The following is a 19115-nucleotide window of genomic DNA, read 5'->3' as shown; positions in this document are numbered from 1 at the left end:
TCGTCGTTCAGCGCTGAGCGACGGACGAAAAAAGGAGCATCACTGCATGTCAACCACTGACCTCACGGGCCAAAAAGGCCTCAAGACAGGGGCCTTGGGATTACTCTCGAGCGTCGTTGTCGGTATGGCTTCCACCGCCCCGGCCTATAGCCTTGCGGCGGCTCTGGGCTTCATCGTTTTGGGTGGTGAAACCCTTGTAGGTTTCCAAGCACCCGGCATCATCATTCTTGCCTTTATCCCCATGTTCTTTATCTCGGTTGCCTATAAGGAACTCAACAAGGTCGAGCCTGACTGTGGCACGGTCTTCACCTGGGCGGCGCGTGCATTTGGCACTCGTACCGGATGGATGGGCGGATGGGCGCTCATGGCTGCTGACATCATTGTGATGGCGAACCTGGCCCAAATCGCTGGTTCCTATTCCTTCACATTTGTTGGAGAAGTTTTCAGCAACCCTGACATCACCGCGATCTCTGGAGATGTGCTGTGGTCCACCGTCGCTGGATTGGTCTGGATCTTCCTTATGACGTGGATCGCATACCGCGGCGTGGAGATTTCCGCACGGCTGCAGTACTGGCTCCTCGCGATTGAAGTTGTCGTCCTGATTGCCTTTGCCGCAGTTGCTCTCTTCCGCGTCTACAGCGGGAACGGCATTGCCGAGTCTGCGTTGCCGGAACTCAGCTGGTTCAACCCGTTCTCGCTGCCTTTCGGAAGCGCTATTGCCCCTGCTGTTCTCACCGCTATGTTTATTTACTGGGGCTGGGACACGGCAGTTGCCATCAACGAAGAAACCTCTAATCCTAAAAAGACCCCAGGTAATGCTGCCGTGATTAGCACCCTTCTGTTGGTTGTCACCTACCTCCTGGTTACCGTGGGCTCGCTCGCCTTCGCGGGAGCAGGAGAGACAGGTATCGGACTGGGTAACCCTGACAATGCAGGAGATATTTTTGCTGCCATCGGGCCCACTCTCTTCGGAGACAGCGTTCTTGGCCACATCATGATGCTGCTCTTGGCTGCCTCGATTCTGACCTCGGCAGCTGCCTCGACCCAAACCACGATTTTGCCGACCGCTCGCGGAGCACTCTCGATGGCTGCTTACAAGGCTCTGCCTTCGCACTTCACCAAGATGCACCCCAAGTTCCTCACCCCCACCTGGGCGACCTGGGGTATGGGAATCATCTCGGCCGTGTTCTATCTCCTGTTCACTTTGGTGAGCCCCAACCTGCTCGTCGCATTGATTGGATCTTTGGGACTGCTCATCGCTGTGTACTACGGTCTAACCGGTTTCGCCTCGACCTGGTTCTTCCGGAAGACACTGTTCATGAACGCTCGTAACTTCTTCATGCGTGGTCTGATCCCGCTCCTGGGGGGCCTCATCATGACCGTGGTCTTCATCTATGGACTTCAGCAGTTCATGTTGCCGGACTGGTTAGTCGATGACGCCGGAAATAACGTCACCATTTTTGGTGCGGGTGCTGTCGGTGTCGTCGGTTTGATGTCCATTGCGGTGGGCGCCATTCTGATGATCTGGTGGAACTTGGTCAACAGCGACTACTTCAAGGGAAAGACCTTGGAGCGTCGAGCTCACACCGCAGATTAGAAATTCCTGTTGGGAACGTTCACCCCGTCTCGGTATCGAGGCGGGGTGAACCGTTTCTCTACCTTCAACCCTCAGTTGAGGTGAGTTTCCATAAAGCTCCCGTTCTCGGGGAAAACCATGCGCCCATAGCCCTGCTTCGCCCTTAGACTGGGAACACAAACTGAATATCGAGGTCAAGCGATCGATGCGGGAGAGTTCACTTTCGAGGTGAACACCGAAGGAGCAATCCTCCCCGACAATCTCTCAGGTACGCGTACCGCATCGGACGGACCACTCTGAAAAGAAGATGCCGAACAAGACATCTCGCCCACGGTGAAAGCTGCTTTGGTAGTGAAGCTCTCAGGCACCAATGACAGAGGGGGAGTTCCCACACGTAGGTCATTGCCGAACGGAGAACTCATGTCAGACACACCTCGCTATTCCCCGCTGCACGCCGTGCACGAATCGCTCGGTGCCAGCTTCACCGACTTCGCCGGTTTCATGATGCCCGTGCGCTACGACAGTGACTTGGCTGAGCACCACGCTGTCCGAACTGCCGCAGGGATTTTCGATATCTCCCACATGGCTGAAATCTCTGTCACCGGCCCCGATGCTGGTGTGTTCTTGGACTACGCCCTCGCAGGCAAGCTTTCAGCTATCAACATTGGCCAGGCAAAGTATTCCCTGCTGCTTAACGACGCAGGCGGCATCATTGATGACCTCGTTGTGTACCGCGTGGGCGAGCAGCACTGGCTTGTCGTGGCCAACGCGGGTAATCGTTTCCAGGCCGTTGATGCTCTCAACCACCGCACTACAGGCTTCGACGTCTCGGTCAAGGATGAAAGCGACGCCACTGCCCTCATCGCCGTGCAGGGGCCTAATGCTCTCGATATTGTTCAACACGCGGTCGGGCTGGAGCTCGCTGCAGACGCAGCCACGCGTCCGGAGCCCACCCTCGATGCCCTCAAGTACTACTGGTCGTTGCCCGCCACCTACTTGGGGAACCCGATGCTGATCGGACGCACCGGCTACACCGGTGAAGACGGTTTCGAACTCTACGTAGATGTTCAGCACGCAGCTCAACTGTGGAATGCGCTCATGATCGCGGGTGAAAGCCGTGGACTTGTTCCTACCGGTTTGGCCTGCCGCGACACTCTGCGCCTCGAAGCAGGAATGCCACTCTATGGTCACGAACTCGACCTCACCACTGCTCCTGCACAGGCAGGGCTGGGCAAGGTTGTGGCCCTGAGTAAAGAAGGCGACTTTGTTGGTCGCGCTGCCACAGAAAAAGGCACTCCTGCAGATGCACGCGTGCTCGTCGGCCTCGTTGGTGAAGGCAAGCGCGCAGCCCGTGCAGATTACGAGGTGTACTCCGGTGATGTTGCCGTGGGCATGGTTACCTCCGGTGCTCTTTCGCCCACCCTCGAATATCCCGTCGCCATGGCATACGTTGACCCCACCGTTTCCGATCTCGGAACAGTTGTTGACGTCGACATCCGTGGAACCCGCCTTCCTTACACCGTGACCGCTCTCCCCTTCTACAGCAGAAAGAAGAACTAACCATGTCAAACCCCACCAACCTTCAGTACACCGAAGAACACGAATGGCTCCTTGTCGAGGGCGACCAGGCCACCGTTGGAATTACCGCCTATGCCGCCGAGAAACTCGGAGATGTTGTCTACGTCGAGCTCCCCAAAGTTGGCGCTGCAATCACAGCGGGAACCGTCGTCGGCGAGATCGAATCTACCAAGTCAGTTGGTGAGCTCTACGCTCCCGCAACGGGAACTGTCACCGAGGTCAACGACGCCGTGGTTTCCAGTCCCGAGCTTGTCAACGACGACCCTTTCGGCGCCGGTTGGTTGATCAAGATCAGCATCTCTGATGCACCTGCACTGCTCGATGCAGCTGCCTACACCGCACTCACGGGCGAATAAATTCGTCGCTACCTCGTGTAGCACTCAGATAACACCACGACTTGTACGTCCCTCACGCAAGGAAAATAAATGTCGAACGCGTTCGTCACCCGTCACATCGGAACTGATTCTGCTGCTCAAGCACACATGCTCACGCAGCTGGGATATGACAGCATCGAGCACCTCATCGAGGCTGCTATCCCCGAGTCGATTCACGTCGACCAGTTCCGTGCCGCCGGCTCATCTCTGCTCCCTGAGCCAGCAACTGAGCGGGAGACCATCGCCGAGCTTCGTGAGCTGGCGGCGAAGAACACTATTCGCCGTTCCCTCATTGGTCAGGGCTACTACGACACCATTACCCCTGCAGTGATCAAGCGCAACGTGCTCGAAAACCCCAGCTGGTACACCGCCTACACCCCCTACCAGCCTGAAATCTCGCAGGGTCGTCTGGAAGCAATCATCAACTTCCAAACTATGGTCACCGACCTCACCGGTCTCTCCACCGCTAACGGTTCGATGCTCGATGAGAGCACGTCTGCGGTTGAAGCCATGCTCCTCGCCCGTCGTTCTTCCAAGGTTGACTCCAACGTGTTCGTGGTGGACGTCAACACCTTGGCCCAGACCAAGAGCCTGATTGCTGGCCGCGTTGATGCAGTAGGTATTGAGGTTGTTGAACTGGATCTCGCCGCGGGTGCAGAACTTCCGGATGCCTTTGGTGTGCTCATCCAGTACCCCGGAGCGAACGGGCGGATTTGGGACCCGCGCGCCGTAATCGAGACGGCGAAGGCTTCCGGCGCGATCGCCATTGTGGCCGCCGACCTGCTTGCCCTCACCCTCCTGTCTTCGCCTGCTGAACTGGGCGCCGATGTTGCCGTGGGTTCCTCGCAGCGTTTCGGTGTTCCCCTCGGCTTTGGAGGACCCCACGCGGGCTTCTTGGCTGTGCGTGCAGGCCTCGAACGCAGCATGCCGGGTCGTTTGGTGGGTGTTTCTCTCGATGCCAATGGTGAACCGGCTTACCGCCTGACTCTGCAGGCGCGTGAGCAGCACATTCGTCGCGACAAGGCTACCTCGAACATTTGTACGGCACAGGTTCTCCTGGCCGTCATGGCTGGGATGTATGCGGTCTATCACGGTCCTGAGGGCTTGAAAGATATCGCCACCGAGGTGCACGAGAAAGCCACCGCACTGGCCGCGATTCTTCGCGCCGGCGGTGTCACCGTCACTCACGACAACTTCTTTGACACTTTGCACGTCAGTGTTCCAGGCAAGGCAGTCACCATTGCAGAGGCCGCCAAGCAGGGCGGCTACCTCTTCCACATCGTGGATCAGGACAGTTTGACCCTCTCCGTGGATGAGACCACTACCCCCGGTGAAGTGGAAGCCGTGGCCGGCTTCTTTGGCGCAGACGCAGCATTTGCAGTCGTTCCTGCTGCCCTTCCTGCAGGTCTGGTTCGCACCTCGGCCTATCTCGAGCACCCCGTGTTCAACACCCATCGCAGCGAAACCAGCATGATGCGCTATCTCAAGCGTTTAGCTGACTTTGACTACGCCCTCGACCGCGGCATGATCCCTCTGGGCTCCTGCACGATGAAGCTGAACTCTGCGACCGAAATGGAAGCAGTGACGTGGCCAGAGTTTGGAGGGCTGCACCCCTTCGCGCCCGCTGAAGACGTTGCTGGATACCTAGAGCTCATTGCGCAGTTGGAAAAATGGCTGGTCGACCTCACTGGCTATAACACCGTGTCCCTCCAGCCCAATGCGGGCAGTCAGGGAGAGCTCGCAGGGCTCATGGCTATCCGCGGATACCATCTGGCTAACGGCGATGCGCAGCGCACCGTCTGCTTGATTCCCTCCAGCGCCCACGGCACCAATGCGGCTTCAGCAGTCCTTGCCGGAATGAGCGTTGTTGTGGTCGCCTGTGATGAGGTTGGCAACGTAGATCTCGATGATCTCCGCGCCAAGATCGCGGAGCAGGGCGACAAGCTCGCTGCCCTCATGATCACCTACCCGTCTACTCACGGTGTGTATGAGCACGAAGTGCCCGCAATCACTGCGGCAGTTCATGCGGCCGGTGGTCAGGTCTACGTCGACGGCGCCAACCTCAACGCCATGACAGGTTTTGCACGCTTCGGTGATTTCGGTGGCGATGTCTCGCACCTCAACCTCCACAAGACCTTCTGCATCCCTCACGGCGGTGGCGGTCCCGGTGTGGGTCCCGTAGCAGCGAAGGCTCACCTCGCGCCCTACCTGCCCGGTCACTTCGCAATTCAGAACCCTCACCACGTGTTGGTGGAGGGAGACACGGTCTCCACCGTCACTCACGACGGTGCACAAATCTCGGCAGCGCCCTATGGCTCACCCAGCATTCTGCCCATCTCATGGGCATACGTGCGCATGATGGGGGAGCAGGGTATCCGTGACGCGACAGCATCAGCTGTGTTGGCGGCGAACTACATTTCCAAGCGACTCGAAGCTCATTTCCCCACCCTCTACACCGGGGATAACGGCCTGGTTGCCCACGAGTGCATTCTCGACCTGCGCCCCCTGACGGCAGAGACCGGTGTGACCGTGGATGATGTTGCCAAGCGTTTGGTGGACTTTGGTTTCCATGCACCCACGATGAGCTTCCCCGTTGCTGGCACGCTCATGATTGAGCCCACCGAATCGGAGGATCTTGAGGAGATCGAGCGTTTCATCAACGCCATGATCACTATCAAGGCCGAAGCAGACGCTGTTCTTGCAGGCGAGTGGCCCGCAGAGGACAACCCCCTGCACAACGCTCCTCACACTGCTGCGTCCATCGTGGGGGAGTGGAACCACCCTTACTCGCGGGAGAAGGCCGTGTATCCCTTTGCTGAGGGCCTCGACGCTGCTACCCGCACGATGCGTGTGCGCAGCAAATACTGGGCTCCCGTTCGCCGCATTGACAATGCCTACGGTGACCGTAATCTGGTGTGCTCCTGCCCACCACCGGAAGCGTTCGAGAACTAACCACAAGAGCCCCTCTGTCGAGGGGCTCTTGTGGTTAGAGGTTTAGGCGAAGATCGCGTCGAGGTCGCTGGCGGGAAGTCCCACGGCCTGGGCGACAGGTGCATTCGTCACGGTGCCATCGAAGGTGTTCAGTCCTAAGCGCAATGAAGGATCGGCTTTGAGTGCGGCATGCCAGCCATTGTTGGCTATAGAGCGCAGGTACGGCAGCGTCGCGTTTGTCAGCGCGTAGGTAGAGGTGTGAGGAACAGCACCGGGCATGTTCGCCACGCAGTAGAACAGTGAGTTGTGAACAGGGAAAGTGGGTTCTGCGTGGGTGGTGGGGTGAGTGTCAGCGAAGCAGCCACCTTGGTCCACGGCAATATCCACGAGCACGCTCCCGGGCTTCATGCGCTTGACTAGGTCGTTGCTGACAAGCTTGGGAGCCTTGGCGCCTGGAATAAGGACAGATCCAATCACCATGTCTGCTTCGAGACAGGCCTTTTCAATTTCAAACGAGTTCGATGCAATGGTTTTGACGCGGCCGTCATAGAGGGCATCGAGTTCTCGTAGGCGGAACAGGTTGGTATCCAGCACGGTCACGTCTGCGCCCATTCCTGCGGCGACCTGCACGGCATTGGTGCCGGCAACGCCGCCACCGAGAACAACTACCTTGGCGGGGTGGGTTCCGGGAACGCCGGGAACGAGTAAGCCAGGACCGCCATTGGGCTTGAGCATGGCGTTTGCTCCGAGAATCGGGGCCAGACGGCCTGCTACCTCGCTCATGGGAGCGAGCAAGGGGAGCTGGCGTGTGGGGAGCTGAACGGTCTCATAGGCAATACCGGTGACTTTGGCTTCGACAAGTGCCTGAGTGAGCTCCGGTTCTGCCGCTAGGTGAAGGTAGGTGAAAAGTACGAGTCCTTCACGGAAGTAGCGGTATTCGCTCGCGATAGGTTCTTTTACCTTGAGAAGAACATCAGCGGATGCCCAGATCTCCTCCGCGGTGGCCAGGATCGTGGCACCTGCTGCGACATATGCTTCATCGGTAATGGAGGAGCCCACACCGGCGCCCGATTGCACCAGTACCTCATGCCCGTTACCAACGAGATCGTGCACACCCGCGGGGGTAATGGCTACGCGGAACTCGTTGTTCTTGATTTCGGTAGGAACTGCGACCTTCATGACACTCCTTGATGAGGCTGATTTCTTCCCAATCAGCACTCTTGTACTTTACCGAGCTTTACAACGAAATCGGAAGTATTTTTAGAAAATTGATACGGATTTCGTAAATTCTGGATTAAATCAAGAGGATTTCAATAGTTCAGTGAGTATGCGAATCCAACTTCCGGAGGGCCAATGTGACGCGTCCCATGACTCAATTCGACCTCGTTGCGCTCGAATGATATTGTTGACCTTCGGTTCGGAACACAATTTCGAACCAACTGCACCTCTAGCTCAATTGGCAGAGCAACTGACTCTTAATCAGTGGGTTCCGGGTTCAAGTCCCGGGGGGTGCACAAACAGGAAGACCACCTCTCGCCAGGTGGTCTTTTTGTGTTAACCGTCGATGGTCTTCCACAAATACAGGGAAGCGACCGAACGGTAGGGCTTCCACCTGAGGGCTATCTCGTCGATGTCGACGTCTTCCCCGAAATTGTTTCTCACTGCTTTGCGTAAGGCGGCATCACCGAGAGACCAGACATCTTCTTTGGCCAACGCCGCGAGCATGAACATTTCACTGGTCCACGGACCAATCCCGGGCTCCTTGATCAGTAGCGCATGAACCTCCTCTTCGGGCATGCCAGCAAAGTCGTGAATGGGGAGGTGATCGGCAGAGAATTTCTCGGCAAGATTCGAAATAGCTCGAGATTTCGATTGAGAGAGCCCACATGCACGAAGGTCCTCAAGGCTCAGCGCATGCACCGCATCGGGGGTCATCTCGCCTGCTCGTTCAGCAACGCGGGCCGAGATGGTGTCGGCCGCTTTGGCCGAGAGCTGCTGTCCCACAATGGTGGAGACCAGGATGCCAAAGTAGTTCTCCACGGGTTGTGCCGTGAGATGTAGGGGTCCATGTTCTTCGATGAGAGAATTCATCACCGGGCATGCAGACCGCAGGAAGTCCAGATGGGGAGCATGCGTCATGGAGTCTCTCATCCTCTGGGGGAACCGTTTCTCAAGCGTAGTCAGGGCAGGTCACGAGGAACTGAGCGAAGCCTGAACACCGCCCTCGCCAGGGCTGGGTCAGTGTATTACCGTGATGCGTACGCCACCGTAAGTTTTCAACACAAAGGAGTGCCGATCATGGGTCGTTTAGAAAACAAGATTGCTGTCATCACCGGTGCCGCTTCAGGCATGGGGCAGGCCACAGCGGAACTCTTTGCGCGTGAAGGGGCAACCGTCGTGTTGACCGATTACAACGTCGAATTGGGGCAATCTGTCACCGATGGCATCAACGCCGCTGGTGGACAGGCGCACTTCTGGCCCATGAATGTTGCGGTGGAAGCTGAAGTTGCGGCGGTATATGCCGAAGTGGGTCAGCAGTTGGGCACAATTGATGTGCTCGTGAACTGTGCCGGAGTCATTGGTGTGGACAAGCCCACCCATGAACTATCCGAACAAGAATGGGATGACCTCTTCGCCATCGACGTCAAGGGTGTTTTTTTCTCTACCAAGCACGCTCTGCCCTACATGATGAAGCAAAACTCTGGTTCGATTGTGAACTTCTCCTCGATCTACGGCCTGATCGGCAATCAAGAGTTCACGGCGTATCACGTGGCCAAGGGTGCCGTGGCGATGATGACCAAGCAAGATGCTGCGGTCTACGGGAAATACAACATCAGAGTGAACTCCGTCCACCCCAGCACCGTCCTCACACCCCTGGTGGAGGGCATTGCCCGAGATTTCCCTGGTGGTTTGCCTGAGTATGAGAAAGCGAACACCACGGAACAATCCATCAAGCGCATTGGACGCCCCCTTGATGTGGCGTATGCGGTGCTCTATCTCGCCAGCGATGAATCCACCTGGGTGACTGGCGTCAACCTGCCCATCGATGGTGGCCGTACGGCGCTCTAGTTAGGCGAACTCCACCAGGTTGTATTTCTTGATGCGCTCGTAGAGGGTGCCTCGAGAAATGCCCAACATTTCTGCTGCCAGTGACTTGTTGCCGTGCAGTGAAATGAGGGTGGCCAAAATGGTGTCGCGCTCAGCACGTTCGAGGAGCTTGAGGTCCATGTCGTTGTTGGCTTGGACGTCTTGGCCAAACTGTTCGACCGAGGCAGGAGCGTAAATCTCCAGCGGATCAAACACGAGTGAGTAGAACATCTCGCCCTCGTTGCCTTCATGGCGCACAATCGTTACCCGCTTGCCGTTGGGGAGGCGAGCTTGTTTGGCGTCTGGGCGGAGGTCCTGCACGAAGGAGCGAATCATAGAGTGCGTGTAGTTCTGGCTCTCAAGGTCCTTCTCATCGATCATGGTGTTGGAATCCACAGTGATGACGGGGCACTTCGTAATGTGTTTGGTCTGGAGGTGAGCATCCAGCAAACGGCGTTGCTGGGACCGCATGCCCGAAGCAAGAATCTGCTGGAAACCGTTCACGACGGTCTTCAGCGCAATGCGCAAGTGTTTGTTTTCTTCGACGGCGAGACACGTGATGTTGACCGCACCTACAACTTGGTTGGTCATGGGGTGCACAACGGGGCTGGCGGCACATACGAGATCACGCCATTGGGAGTTGAAGTGTTCTTCGCCGCTCACAATGACGGGTTGGCCGCTGGCGAGAGCAATCGAAATACCGCTGGGGCCGACAACCTGTTCCGCGATAACAGCTCCCTGGACCACGTTGACGCGGTCAAGCTGACGCTTGAAGGAGTCGTTCCCGGCCCACTGGTAGCGAATCGCACCAGCAGAGTTGGCGAAAGAAATCCAGGTGTTGGTGTCGTCGAGAGTGCTCGCGGTCGCGTTAATGACCTTCATGGCGGCCTGGGCGAGTTCACCGGACTCCATGTCGACGTCGCCGAACTCATTGATCTCGACTTTTTCGGGATTGAGGCCAAACTGAAATGCGCGGTCCCAGGATTCACGAATGAGCTCGTCATGTTGGACGGGGGAGCGTTTGGGGTCAGCACTGGGCTGGATTGTGGAAATAATCGATCCTTTCCTCTGGTCTCACCATTGAGGTGCTCTCATCATAAGGGCATCTGTCTAAGAATTGCACAGTGCGTTGGTGATGCTCAGGGAAGTGATTGATGATTGTAGCTAGATAACCTACTCGCGTTACGCCGGATTACCTTCGTCGGAACAGAGGTAGACAGAAACCCGCAAGGAGGCGGTGCTCATCATCTAGATCCAGTTACATCCACACTTTGGACTAGTTCTTTCTGTCCAAACCTCGGTTGTCACTGGTCTGCAACACAATTGCAAGATGGTTAGTCCGTTTCTCCTTTTATGAATGGAGACAAACAATGTCAGGTCGCGTAGAGGGTCGTAGCATCCTGTTGACCGGCGGCGGCAGCGGCATGGGACGTGTCATTGCGATTGCATGCGCCAAAGAGGGCGCAGATCTCACAATCGTGGACATGAACATTGACGCAGCTAACGCAACTCGTGATGAAATCATCAAGGCTGGCGGAAACGCTATTGCTGTTGCAGGAAACGTCACCAAGCGCTCAGATGTTGCTGCTGCAGTTACTGCTGCTGTTGAGAACTTCGGCAAGCTCGACGTCATGTTCAACATTGCTGGAATGATCAAGCCTTCCCACTTCCTCGACACCACCGAAGAGAACTTCACCAACACCATCAACGTGAACGCTCTCGGAACCCTCATTACTCAGCAGGAAGCTGCTAAGCAGATGATCAAGCAGGGTCATGGCGGAAAGCTCATCCTCGTATCTTCCATTGCGGGACGTCAGGGTTACCCCGACTTCGCTGCTTACTGCGCTAGCAAGTTCGCTGTGAACGCACTTAACCAGTCTGCAGCTCACGCACTTTCTGAGCACAACATCACCAGCAACGCTTTTGCTCCTGGTGTAGTTGACACCCCACTCTGGAAGAAGCTTGACGAAGACCTCGTTGAAATCGGTAGTGCTGAGAAGATCGGTGACGCCTTCGGTGCATTCTCGGGTGCAAACCTGATCGGGCGCAAGGGTGTTCCTGAGGACATCATCGGCACCGCTCTATTCCTCGCATCTTCCGACTCCGACTACATGACCGGCCAAATCGTCATGATCGACGGCGGAATGGTCCTCGTCTAAAAACTGTTCCACAACCTAAGTAAAAACCAACACAAAGGAGAAACACATGAAAGCTGGTCTGTTCGGGATGCCAATGCACCCCGGTCACCGTCCCCAGGCTGACACCTACGAAGAAGTAGCAGAGCGCATTATCCTTGCTGACAAGCTTGGATTTGAAGAGGTATTCATCGGAGAGCACGTAACCTGCCTCACCGAGCCCATTGCTTCGCCACTGATCTTCTTGGCTTCGCTGATCCACCGCACCAAGAACATTCGTCTTGGTACCGGTGTTATCGCATTGCCCAACCACCACCCTGCACTCGTTGCTGGTGAGGTTGCACAGTTCGACCACATGTCACGCGGTCGCTTCAACTTCGGTATCGGACCCGGCGGTCTCGCATCCGACATGGAGCTCTTCGACGTACTCGACAACGAGATGCGTGGAAAGAAGATGTACGAGGCTCTCGACATCATCCTTGACATCTGGAACAGCAACCCTCCTTACGAGTACAAGACTGAGTACTACGACTTCGGTGTCAAGGACATGGTTATCCCCGACCTCTTCGTCGGTACCATGCTCAAGCCATTCCAGAAGCCCAACCCACCCATCTTCTCGACCGCAATGTCGCCCTTCTCGGAGAGCGTCAAGATTGCAACCATGCGTGGATGGAACCCCATGTCGGCCAACTTCTGTGGTGAGGGCGTTATCAAGTCTCACGGCCAGAAGATCCGCGAGGGTTACGAAGCTATGGGTCAGGAAGTGAGCTACGAGAACTGGCGCGTTGCTCGCAACGTCGTCATCCGCAAGACTGACGCAGAAGCAGAAGAAGCCGCTCTGAACCCAGAGGGTGGAAACTTCTTCTACCTCGACTACCTGTGGAAGGTTCTCGTTGCAGCTAACTACACCGCTGTAATGAAGGAAGACCCCAACATGGCTGACGAGGATGTCAAGGTTGCTGACCTGGTTAGCGACATCGTCATCTACGGTTCACCTGACACCGTTGCACAGAAGATCGAAGCTATGCGCGAGAACGTAGGAGACTTCGGTCACCTGCTGATGGCTGTCATGGACGGCGAAGGCGAGAACAACGCTGGTGAACACCAGACGATGACTCTCCTCGCTAACGAGGTTCTGCCAAAGATCAACAGCAAGGTAAAGGCCTAAAACCTTTCCAACGGGTGTGCTGGGCTTCGTGTCCAGCACACCCGTGCTCATTCCCCGGGAATAAAGTAAACCCGGGGTTGTTACACACTTAGATTCAAACTTTTATGGAGAACATGATGGCCAACATCTCATTAGACGAATACCGGGCTCTGTTCCGCAACCACCCAGGTGGTGTTGCAGTCATCACCGTCGGTGGCGAGCGTCTCGCCGGTTTCACCGCAACTTCCGTTATTTCGGTTTCTGCAGAGCCACCCCTGCTGGTTTTCAGCATCAACAAGACTTCGTCCAGCTGGCCAATCGTCGCAGAAGCCAAGTCGGCCGTGGTTCACTTCCTGAGCAAGCACGACCGTCCCATTGCGGACCGTTTCGCTACCTCGGGTATCGACCGTTTCGCAGACCTCGACTACACCGTCCTCGAGACCGGTGAGCCTCTCATCTCCGGCGTGGAGACATGGGCGCAGGGTACCTTTATCGATCGCGTCGAAGCAGGTTCCAGCGTGCTATTCGTGATGCAGATTGAAACTTCTTCTGCAGCTGAAGCGCACCCACCCCTGGTGTACCAGGCACGTAACTACTACCACCTCAACGAGACCAACCAGATTTCCTAATCTCGTCCAGCGTGAGCTTGAATGGGGGCGTCCTTTCTTTTTACAGAAAGAACGCCCCTATTCCTTTAAGGAAAGCGTGAAACTGACGTGAACGGTGTCCTTACCGCGTTTGCCATCATCGGCGCCCTCATCGGTGCCGGTTATCTGGCAACGCGCTTCGGGCTGCTCACCGTTGAACAGGGACCGTTGCTCAATCGCATCGCGTTCTACGTGTTTAGCCCTGCGCTTCTGCTCTCGGTGCTGGCGAAAACAGAAGTTTCTGAGATCTTTTCACCCGTCATCGTCGTGGTGATGATCACGAGCCTCGCGACGGCGGCACTTTTTGTCCTTCTCTCTCGCATCTTTTTCCCCCGCAATCTCGGGGACACCACGATGGGGATTGCCGGCAGTATCTATCTCAACTCCAACAACATCGGACTGCCGGTGTCCTTGTTTGTTCTGGGAGATCTGACCTACTTCGCCCCGTTGCTCATGTTGCAGATCGTGCTGTTCCTGCCGCTGATTTTGGGTGTACTTGAAGTAAGCCGCGGCCAGGGGAAGTCTGTTCGTAAGATTCTGGCCAGCACTCTCTTCACACCCTTGATTTTGGCTTCCGTAGCCGGGCTCCTGCTCTCACTATCCAATATCGATATCCCGGACATCATCATGGAGCCACTGACCACCATGGGAGGGGCTGCGGTCCCCTTACTGCTGTTCTCGTATGGCGTCTCGTTGCGGGGACAGAAAGTATTTCATGCTGACGGTGATCGTCCGGTGTCGCTGACGGCCACTACGCTCAAAGTTGCGGCCATGCCGGTCATTGCGTATGTGGTAGGAAACTTCGTGTTTCACCTGGCTCCACATGAACTTTTTGCTGCCGTGATTCTGGCCTCGTTGCCGACGGCGCAGAACATTTATACCTATGCCTCGGTCTATAAAGCTGAAGTTTTCGCCACGAGGGATGTTGTCTTCACGACCACCATCATCAGCTTGCCGCTGATGTTCCTCATCGCAGCTCTCATGTCTGCTTAGGACGCGGTCGGCAGAATTTCTTCGGAGAGCTTCAGAATCGTGTCGACTGCCGCGTTTTCTTGATTCTCCAGCCAGGCCATGCACAACGCAACGGGCTCAGACGCATCCGTCACGGTGATGAAGCTCACATTGGGATCATTCACGTTGTTGGCCACGGTCGACACCGTGAGAGAACACCCCACTCCTGCAGAAACGAGGGAGATTGCCGTCCAGGTATCTGGGGCAATCTGCACGACATCGGGCTCGAACCCAGCCGAGTGACAGAGTTTCCGGAACCGATCACCGAGAACGGAGCCGGGGTGAGGCGCCAGAGTAATGAAGTGTTCTTCGGAGAAATCGGTGATGGAACACTCTGTCGCGCCGGCCAGACGATGGTTGGCCGGAACAGCCAACACAAGATTTTCGCTGGCGAGCACCCGGGTCACAACGCCAGCGGGGATATGATCCCAGCGGCCCAGAGCGATATCTACCTCACCCGTTAATACTCGCGCCATGGCGGGCTGGGCAAAGTTTTGGCTTTGCAGTTCCAGCACAATGCCGGGAAGGGCTTCGCGCGATTCGCGGGCCAGACGGCCCACCATCACCTGAGTGGATGCTCCTGCATAAGCGATGCGGACCAGTCCTGTTTCCCCTCGTCCGGCGGCCTGCACGATGCGTGTGGCGCGGCGGAACGCCTCCATGATGTCACGGGCTGGTTGGACAAGTTCTTGCCCTGCATTGGTCAATTGAACGTTGCGGGTGTCGCGCTTAAACAGGGCAACACCGAGTTCATCTTCGAGTGCACGAATGGTGCGGCTGACCGGTGGTTGGGCCATGTGTAGGCGTTCGGCTGCTCGCCCAAAGTGGAGCTCTTCCGCAACGGCAAGGAAGGTTCTGACGTCTTTAGAATCCATGCAGAGATTATTGCAGAAAATGCAATAAAGAGTGCACTAATAGGTATTTGACAAGTCCTAATCGCACTGGCCAGAGTAGAAGTACAACAGCAGGAGTGTGTAGCAATGTCGGTAACGCAGCAGGAAATTGATTCCTTATTCGAGCGGTCTGGAACCGGCCCTCTCTCAGGGATTGTTGTGGCCGACTTTGGCCGTGTTCTCGCCGCCCCCTACTGCACCATGCTGCTGGCAGACATGGGCGCCACCGTGCTTAAGGTGGAGAGCTTGGAAGGCGATGAAACACGTAGCTGGATGCCACCCGTGTTTGAAGGTGAATCGACCTATTACATGTCGATCAACCGCAACAAGCACTCCATTGCCCTTGATTTCCGTAATCCAGACGATCTAGAGATTGCCCGCAAGATTGCGGCCAAGAGCGACGTCTTTGTGGAGAATTTTAAGCCTCACGGTCTCGCCCGCTTCGGTTTGGACTACGCCTCGGTGCAGGCCCTGAACCCCACCGTGATCTATGCCTCCGTCACGGGATTCGGCACAACCGGTGGCGCAGACCTGCCGGGCTATGACCTGCTCGTTCAGGGAGCGGCTGGTTTGATGAGCCTCACCGGTGCACCAGAAACCGTTCCTTTCCGTGCCGGGGTTGCAGTCTTCGACGTATTCACCGGACTCCACACCTGTATCGCGATCCTTGCTGCGCTCCAGCACCGCACCAACACGGGCGAGGGGCAGCTGGTTGAACTCAACCTCATGTCCACGGCGCTGTCCGCCATGGTGAACCAAACCGGTGCCTATGCCATCGCAGGAGTGACTCCTCGACGTCTCGGTAATGAACACCCCAGCATCTACCCCTACTCACCATTCCCCACGAGCGATGGCGACATCATTTTGGCAATCGGCAACGACCACCAGTTCAAGGTATTTGCAGAAACAATCGGAGCTCCCGAGCTTCTCGACGATGCGCGCTTTGCAACCAACCGTGATCGCAGCCAGCACCGCGACGCCCTGCGCCCCATCCTGGAGCAGATTCTGCAGACCAAGACCACGGCCGAATGGTTCGAACTCTTCCGGGCGAAGTCCCTTCCCTGTGCACCGATCAATGACGTTGCCCAGGGCATTCAGTTTGCGGAGTCCATCGGTCTCGAACCCATTGTTACCGTGGGCCAGGGGGAGAAGACTCAGCCTGGTGTGCGAAACCCCACCCTGTTCTCCAAGACCCCGGTCACCTATGACTTGGTTCCCCCCACGCTGAACCAGAGCGGCGATGCAATTCGTGCCTGGGCACAGCAATAAGACCTTTCAGTGCAGTAACTCTCCCTTGAAACTGTGAAGGCCCCGACGTGAGTCGGGGCCTTCACAGTTATTCAGATACTGAACGAGCCAGTCCTAGGGGATGCGAACGAGTTTTTTGTTGGAGAACTCGTTGAATCCAAATCGAGCCAACTCGCGGCCCACACCAGAGAGCTTGACGCCACCGAAGGGGAGGTCAGGTGCACTGCGGCTGGTGCTGTTGATCCAGACCATACCCGCTTCCAGCTGCGTTGCAATCTTTTCTGCACGAGCCTGGTTGGTGGTGAAGATGGAGCTGGAGAGGCCGAAGGGAGAGTTGTTTGCCAACTCGATAGCTGCAGCCTCATCCTTGACGCGGTAAACAACACCGGCAGGTCCAAAGAGCTCTTCTTTATACGCGCGCATATCTTCGGTCACATCGGAGAGAAGAGTCGCGGAGTAGAAGGAACCAGGGGAGTCCTGCTTCGCGCCACCAGCGAGAACAGTTGCACCCTTAGAGATAGCGTCCTGAACGAGTTCGTCGAGGTCTGTGAGTGCCTCGTTCGACGACATGGGGCCGAGCTTTGTCTCTGCATCGGTGGGGTCACCGGTCTGGTAGGTGTTGACGGCAGCGACGAACTTCTCCACGAAAGCGTCATAGACAGCATCTAACACAATGAAGCGCTTGGAGGCGGTGCATGCCTGACCGCAGTTACCCAGGCGACCCAGGGCAGCAGCTGCCGCAGTAGCGTCCAGGTCGGCATCATCCAACACGATGAAGGGGTCAGAGCCGCCAAGCTCCAGAACATACTTCTTCATGTGGCGACCAGCTACTTCACCCACTGCAGAACCGGCCTTTTCAGAACCAGTCAGCGAGACGCCCTGGATGCGAGGGTCGGCGATCATCTCAGAGATCTGGGCAGCAGACGCGAAAGCGTTGATGTAGACATCAGCAGGAAGGCCGGCCTCGTGGAACAGCTTCTCAATAGCCAATGCTGACTGAGGGCAGTTACGGGCGTGCTTCAAAATGATGGTGTTACCCAAGGCAATGTTGGGAGCTGCGAAACGTGCTACCTGGTAGTAGGGGTAGTTCCACGGCATGATGCCCACGAGGGCGCCAATAGGTTCCGTGCGCACATATGCAGAACCGGTCCCCGTAATGTCTAGAGGCTCGTCTGCAGTGAACTCAGGTGCCTTGTCTGCGTAGTACTCGTAGATGTTGGCAACGAGGGCAACTTCGCCCAGAGCCTGAGTCTTGGTTTTACCCATTTCGAGGGTGAGGATGGCAGCTAGTTCTTCCGCACGTTCACGGTGCAAGGTTGCCATCTTGCGCAGTACCTCGGTACGGGCAGCAAGGTCGGTCTTCTTCCATGCGGTGTATGCCGCACTCGAGCGGTCGGTGATCTGTCGCGCCTCTGCGTCAGAAATGACATCGAACTCTGCAACGCGCTCGCCGGTTGCAGGGTTTATGGTGGCATATTTTGCCATGTCAAACTCCAATGTAATGAAAAGATGTTTTTCAATTTTCCTGCCTGACACCGGCGATGTCCATCGATGTGTTTAGTCCTTAGGCACTTTTGACAAGAAGTGTGAATTTCTCGGGAGGAACTGCGCGGACACGGTCATTGATACAAAAAAGTCACTAATCGCCTACTCACTTGGTATTTGACGCGCATCGATGAGGAATGACACACTAAATCCAGTTTCATGTCCCGAAATAACCGGAATAGGGGTTGTCATGAAGGCACTGCTCATCGAAGAGGCACCCACGTATGTGCATGTGCGGCTGAACCGACCCGAGGTTCGCAACGCGATTGACCAGCAGATGGTCGACGAGCTGCACGAACTCTGTGACACCCTCGAGCGCGAGCCCAAGATTTTGATCCTCTCCGGGTGTGAAACTGAAAAGGGTGCCATCTTTGCCTCTGGTGCTGATATCTCTCAGCTGCGGGAACGACGCAACATTGACGCACTGCGTGGAATCAACTCCCGAATTTTCCGTCGCATTGCAGCACTGCCCATGCCCGTCATTGCGGCCTTAGATGGCTTCGCCCTCGGCGGAGGTGCAGAGCTGGCCTTTGCAGCGGACTTCCGCATCGCCACTCCCCGCGTGCGCATTGGAAACCCGGAGACCGGTCTCGGTATCCTGGCGGCGGCCGGTGGCACCTGGCGTCTAACCGAACTCGTCGGCGAGCCCATTGCGAAGCAGATTCTGCTCGCTGGCCGCATTCTCAAAGCGGAAGAAGCCCTCGCGATCCACCTCGTGACCGAGATTCACGAACCCGAAAACCTCATTGAGGCTGCCATCGAGTTGGCTAACAAGATTTCCACCCAGGATTCGCTGGCCGTGCAGTTGACCAAGAAGGTGATGCACGCCCCGCGTGAAGCACACCCCATGGTGGACGAACTGGCCCAGGCCATCCTGTTCGAATCTCCTGAGAAGTATGCACGCATGGATGCATTCCTCACCAAGAACAAAAAGTAGAAAGTA

Annotated in this window: 16 protein-coding genes, 1 tRNA gene and 2 riboswitches; of the genes, 12 read left to right on the top strand and 5 right to left on the bottom strand. The window is 56.4% G+C overall.

From position 1 onward, the window contains the following. Window positions 1-46: 46 nt before the first annotated feature. The 4 genes from M2119_RS07800 to gcvP all read left to right on the top strand — a co-directional run bounded on the left by M2119_RS07800 (window position 47) and on the right by gcvP (window position 6480). A complete protein-coding gene (locus M2119_RS07800) occupies window positions 47-1597 on the top strand; it encodes an APC family permease (RefSeq protein WP_280804364.1) in 1551 nt (516 codons plus the stop codon). Window positions 1598-1774: 177 nt separating this feature from the next. Continuing rightward, a riboswitch (glycine riboswitch) is annotated at window positions 1775-1866 on the top strand. After that, a riboswitch (glycine riboswitch) is annotated at window positions 1867-1963 on the top strand. Window positions 1964-1996: 33 nt separating this feature from the next. Further along, window positions 1997-3136, top strand: coding sequence for a glycine cleavage system aminomethyltransferase GcvT (gene gcvT / locus M2119_RS07795; protein ID WP_280804363.1), 1140 nt, complete (start codon window positions 1997-1999; stop codon window positions 3134-3136). Between the two features lie 2 nt (window positions 3137-3138). After that, window positions 3139-3510 carry a glycine cleavage system protein GcvH gene (gene gcvH, locus M2119_RS07790; protein WP_280804362.1) on the top strand — a complete coding sequence of 124 codons (372 nt, stop codon included), beginning with the start codon at window positions 3139-3141 and terminating at the stop codon, window positions 3508-3510. 69 nt (window positions 3511-3579) lie between these two features. Next, window positions 3580-6480, top strand: coding sequence for an aminomethyl-transferring glycine dehydrogenase (gene gcvP / locus M2119_RS07785; protein WP_280804361.1), 2901 nt, complete (start codon window positions 3580-3582; stop codon window positions 6478-6480). A gap of 42 nt (window positions 6481-6522) precedes the next feature. Here the strand turns inward: gcvP and ald are convergent, their stop codons facing one another. Continuing rightward, on the bottom strand, window positions 6523-7638 hold the full coding sequence (gene ald / locus M2119_RS07780; protein ID WP_280804360.1) for an alanine dehydrogenase: 1116 nt from the start codon (window positions 7636-7638) through the stop codon (window positions 6523-6525). 262 nt (window positions 7639-7900) lie between these two features. Between ald and M2119_RS07775 the strand changes: the two genes are divergently transcribed. Next, window positions 7901-7973, top strand: a tRNA-Lys gene (locus M2119_RS07775). Between the two features lie 40 nt (window positions 7974-8013). Here M2119_RS07775 and M2119_RS07770 read toward each other — a convergent pair. Beyond that, a complete protein-coding gene (locus M2119_RS07770) occupies window positions 8014-8598 on the bottom strand; it encodes a DNA-3-methyladenine glycosylase family protein (RefSeq protein WP_280804359.1) in 585 nt (194 codons plus the stop codon). Between the two features lie 159 nt (window positions 8599-8757). Between M2119_RS07770 and M2119_RS07765 the strand changes: the two genes are divergently transcribed. Further along, window positions 8758-9528: an SDR family NAD(P)-dependent oxidoreductase gene (locus M2119_RS07765; protein WP_280804358.1), complete on the top strand. Its 771-nt coding sequence runs from the start codon at window positions 8758-8760 to the stop codon at window positions 9526-9528. On the opposite strand, the gene M2119_RS07760 is transcribed toward M2119_RS07765, so the two are convergent. Beyond that, on the bottom strand, window positions 9529-10458 hold the full coding sequence (locus M2119_RS07760) for a helix-turn-helix domain-containing protein (protein WP_280804357.1): 930 nt from the start codon (window positions 10456-10458) through the stop codon (window positions 9529-9531). It abuts the gene before it with no gap. Between the two features lie 458 nt (window positions 10459-10916). Here M2119_RS07760 and M2119_RS07755 point away from each other — a divergent pair, with 458 nt between their 5' ends. The 4 genes from M2119_RS07755 to M2119_RS07740 all read left to right on the top strand — a co-directional run bounded on the left by M2119_RS07755 (window position 10917) and on the right by M2119_RS07740 (window position 14468). Further along, complete coding sequence (locus tag M2119_RS07755; protein WP_280804356.1) at window positions 10917-11705, top strand: SDR family oxidoreductase; 789 nt, start codon at window positions 10917-10919, stop codon at window positions 11703-11705. A gap of 46 nt (window positions 11706-11751) precedes the next feature. Then, window positions 11752-12849, top strand: a complete 1098-nt coding sequence (locus M2119_RS07750; protein WP_280804355.1) for an LLM class flavin-dependent oxidoreductase — start codon at window positions 11752-11754, stop codon at window positions 12847-12849. Between the two features lie 116 nt (window positions 12850-12965). After that, window positions 12966-13457, top strand: coding sequence for a flavin reductase family protein (locus M2119_RS07745; RefSeq protein WP_280804354.1), 492 nt, complete (start codon window positions 12966-12968; stop codon window positions 13455-13457). 87 nt (window positions 13458-13544) lie between these two features. Next, a complete protein-coding gene (locus tag M2119_RS07740) occupies window positions 13545-14468 on the top strand; it encodes an AEC family transporter (RefSeq protein ID WP_280804353.1) in 924 nt (307 codons plus the stop codon). Here M2119_RS07740 and M2119_RS07735 read toward each other — a convergent pair. Next, window positions 14465-15361: a LysR family transcriptional regulator gene (locus M2119_RS07735; RefSeq protein ID WP_280804352.1), complete on the bottom strand. Its 897-nt coding sequence runs from the start codon at window positions 15359-15361 to the stop codon at window positions 14465-14467. The genes M2119_RS07740 and M2119_RS07735 overlap by 4 nt on opposite strands. 105 nt (window positions 15362-15466) lie before the next feature. Between M2119_RS07735 and M2119_RS07730 the strand changes: the two genes are divergently transcribed. After that, entirely contained in the window at window positions 15467-16648 is a 1182-nt protein-coding gene (locus M2119_RS07730) for a CaiB/BaiF CoA transferase family protein (RefSeq protein ID WP_280804351.1), read from the top strand. Window positions 16649-16741: 93 nt separating this feature from the next. Here the strand turns inward: M2119_RS07730 and M2119_RS07725 are convergent, their stop codons facing one another. Then, window positions 16742-18112 (bottom strand): NAD-dependent succinate-semialdehyde dehydrogenase, encoded by a 1371-nt coding sequence (locus M2119_RS07725; protein WP_280804350.1) that lies wholly within the window; start codon window positions 18110-18112, stop codon window positions 16742-16744. Window positions 18113-18362: 250 nt separating this feature from the next. On the opposite strand from M2119_RS07725, the gene M2119_RS07720 reads away from it, so the two are divergent. Next, window positions 18363-19109 (top strand): enoyl-CoA hydratase/isomerase family protein, encoded by a 747-nt coding sequence (locus M2119_RS07720; RefSeq protein ID WP_280804349.1) that lies wholly within the window; start codon window positions 18363-18365, stop codon window positions 19107-19109. The last annotated feature ends 6 nt before the right edge of the window (window positions 19110-19115 follow it).

This window comes from Aurantimicrobium minutum, assembly GCF_029894165.1.
Taxonomy (GTDB): domain Bacteria; phylum Actinomycetota; class Actinomycetes; order Actinomycetales; family Microbacteriaceae; genus Aurantimicrobium; species Aurantimicrobium minutum_A.
Note: the sequence above shows the minus strand (reverse complement) of the source record. Positions and strands in the feature narration are given on the sequence as shown.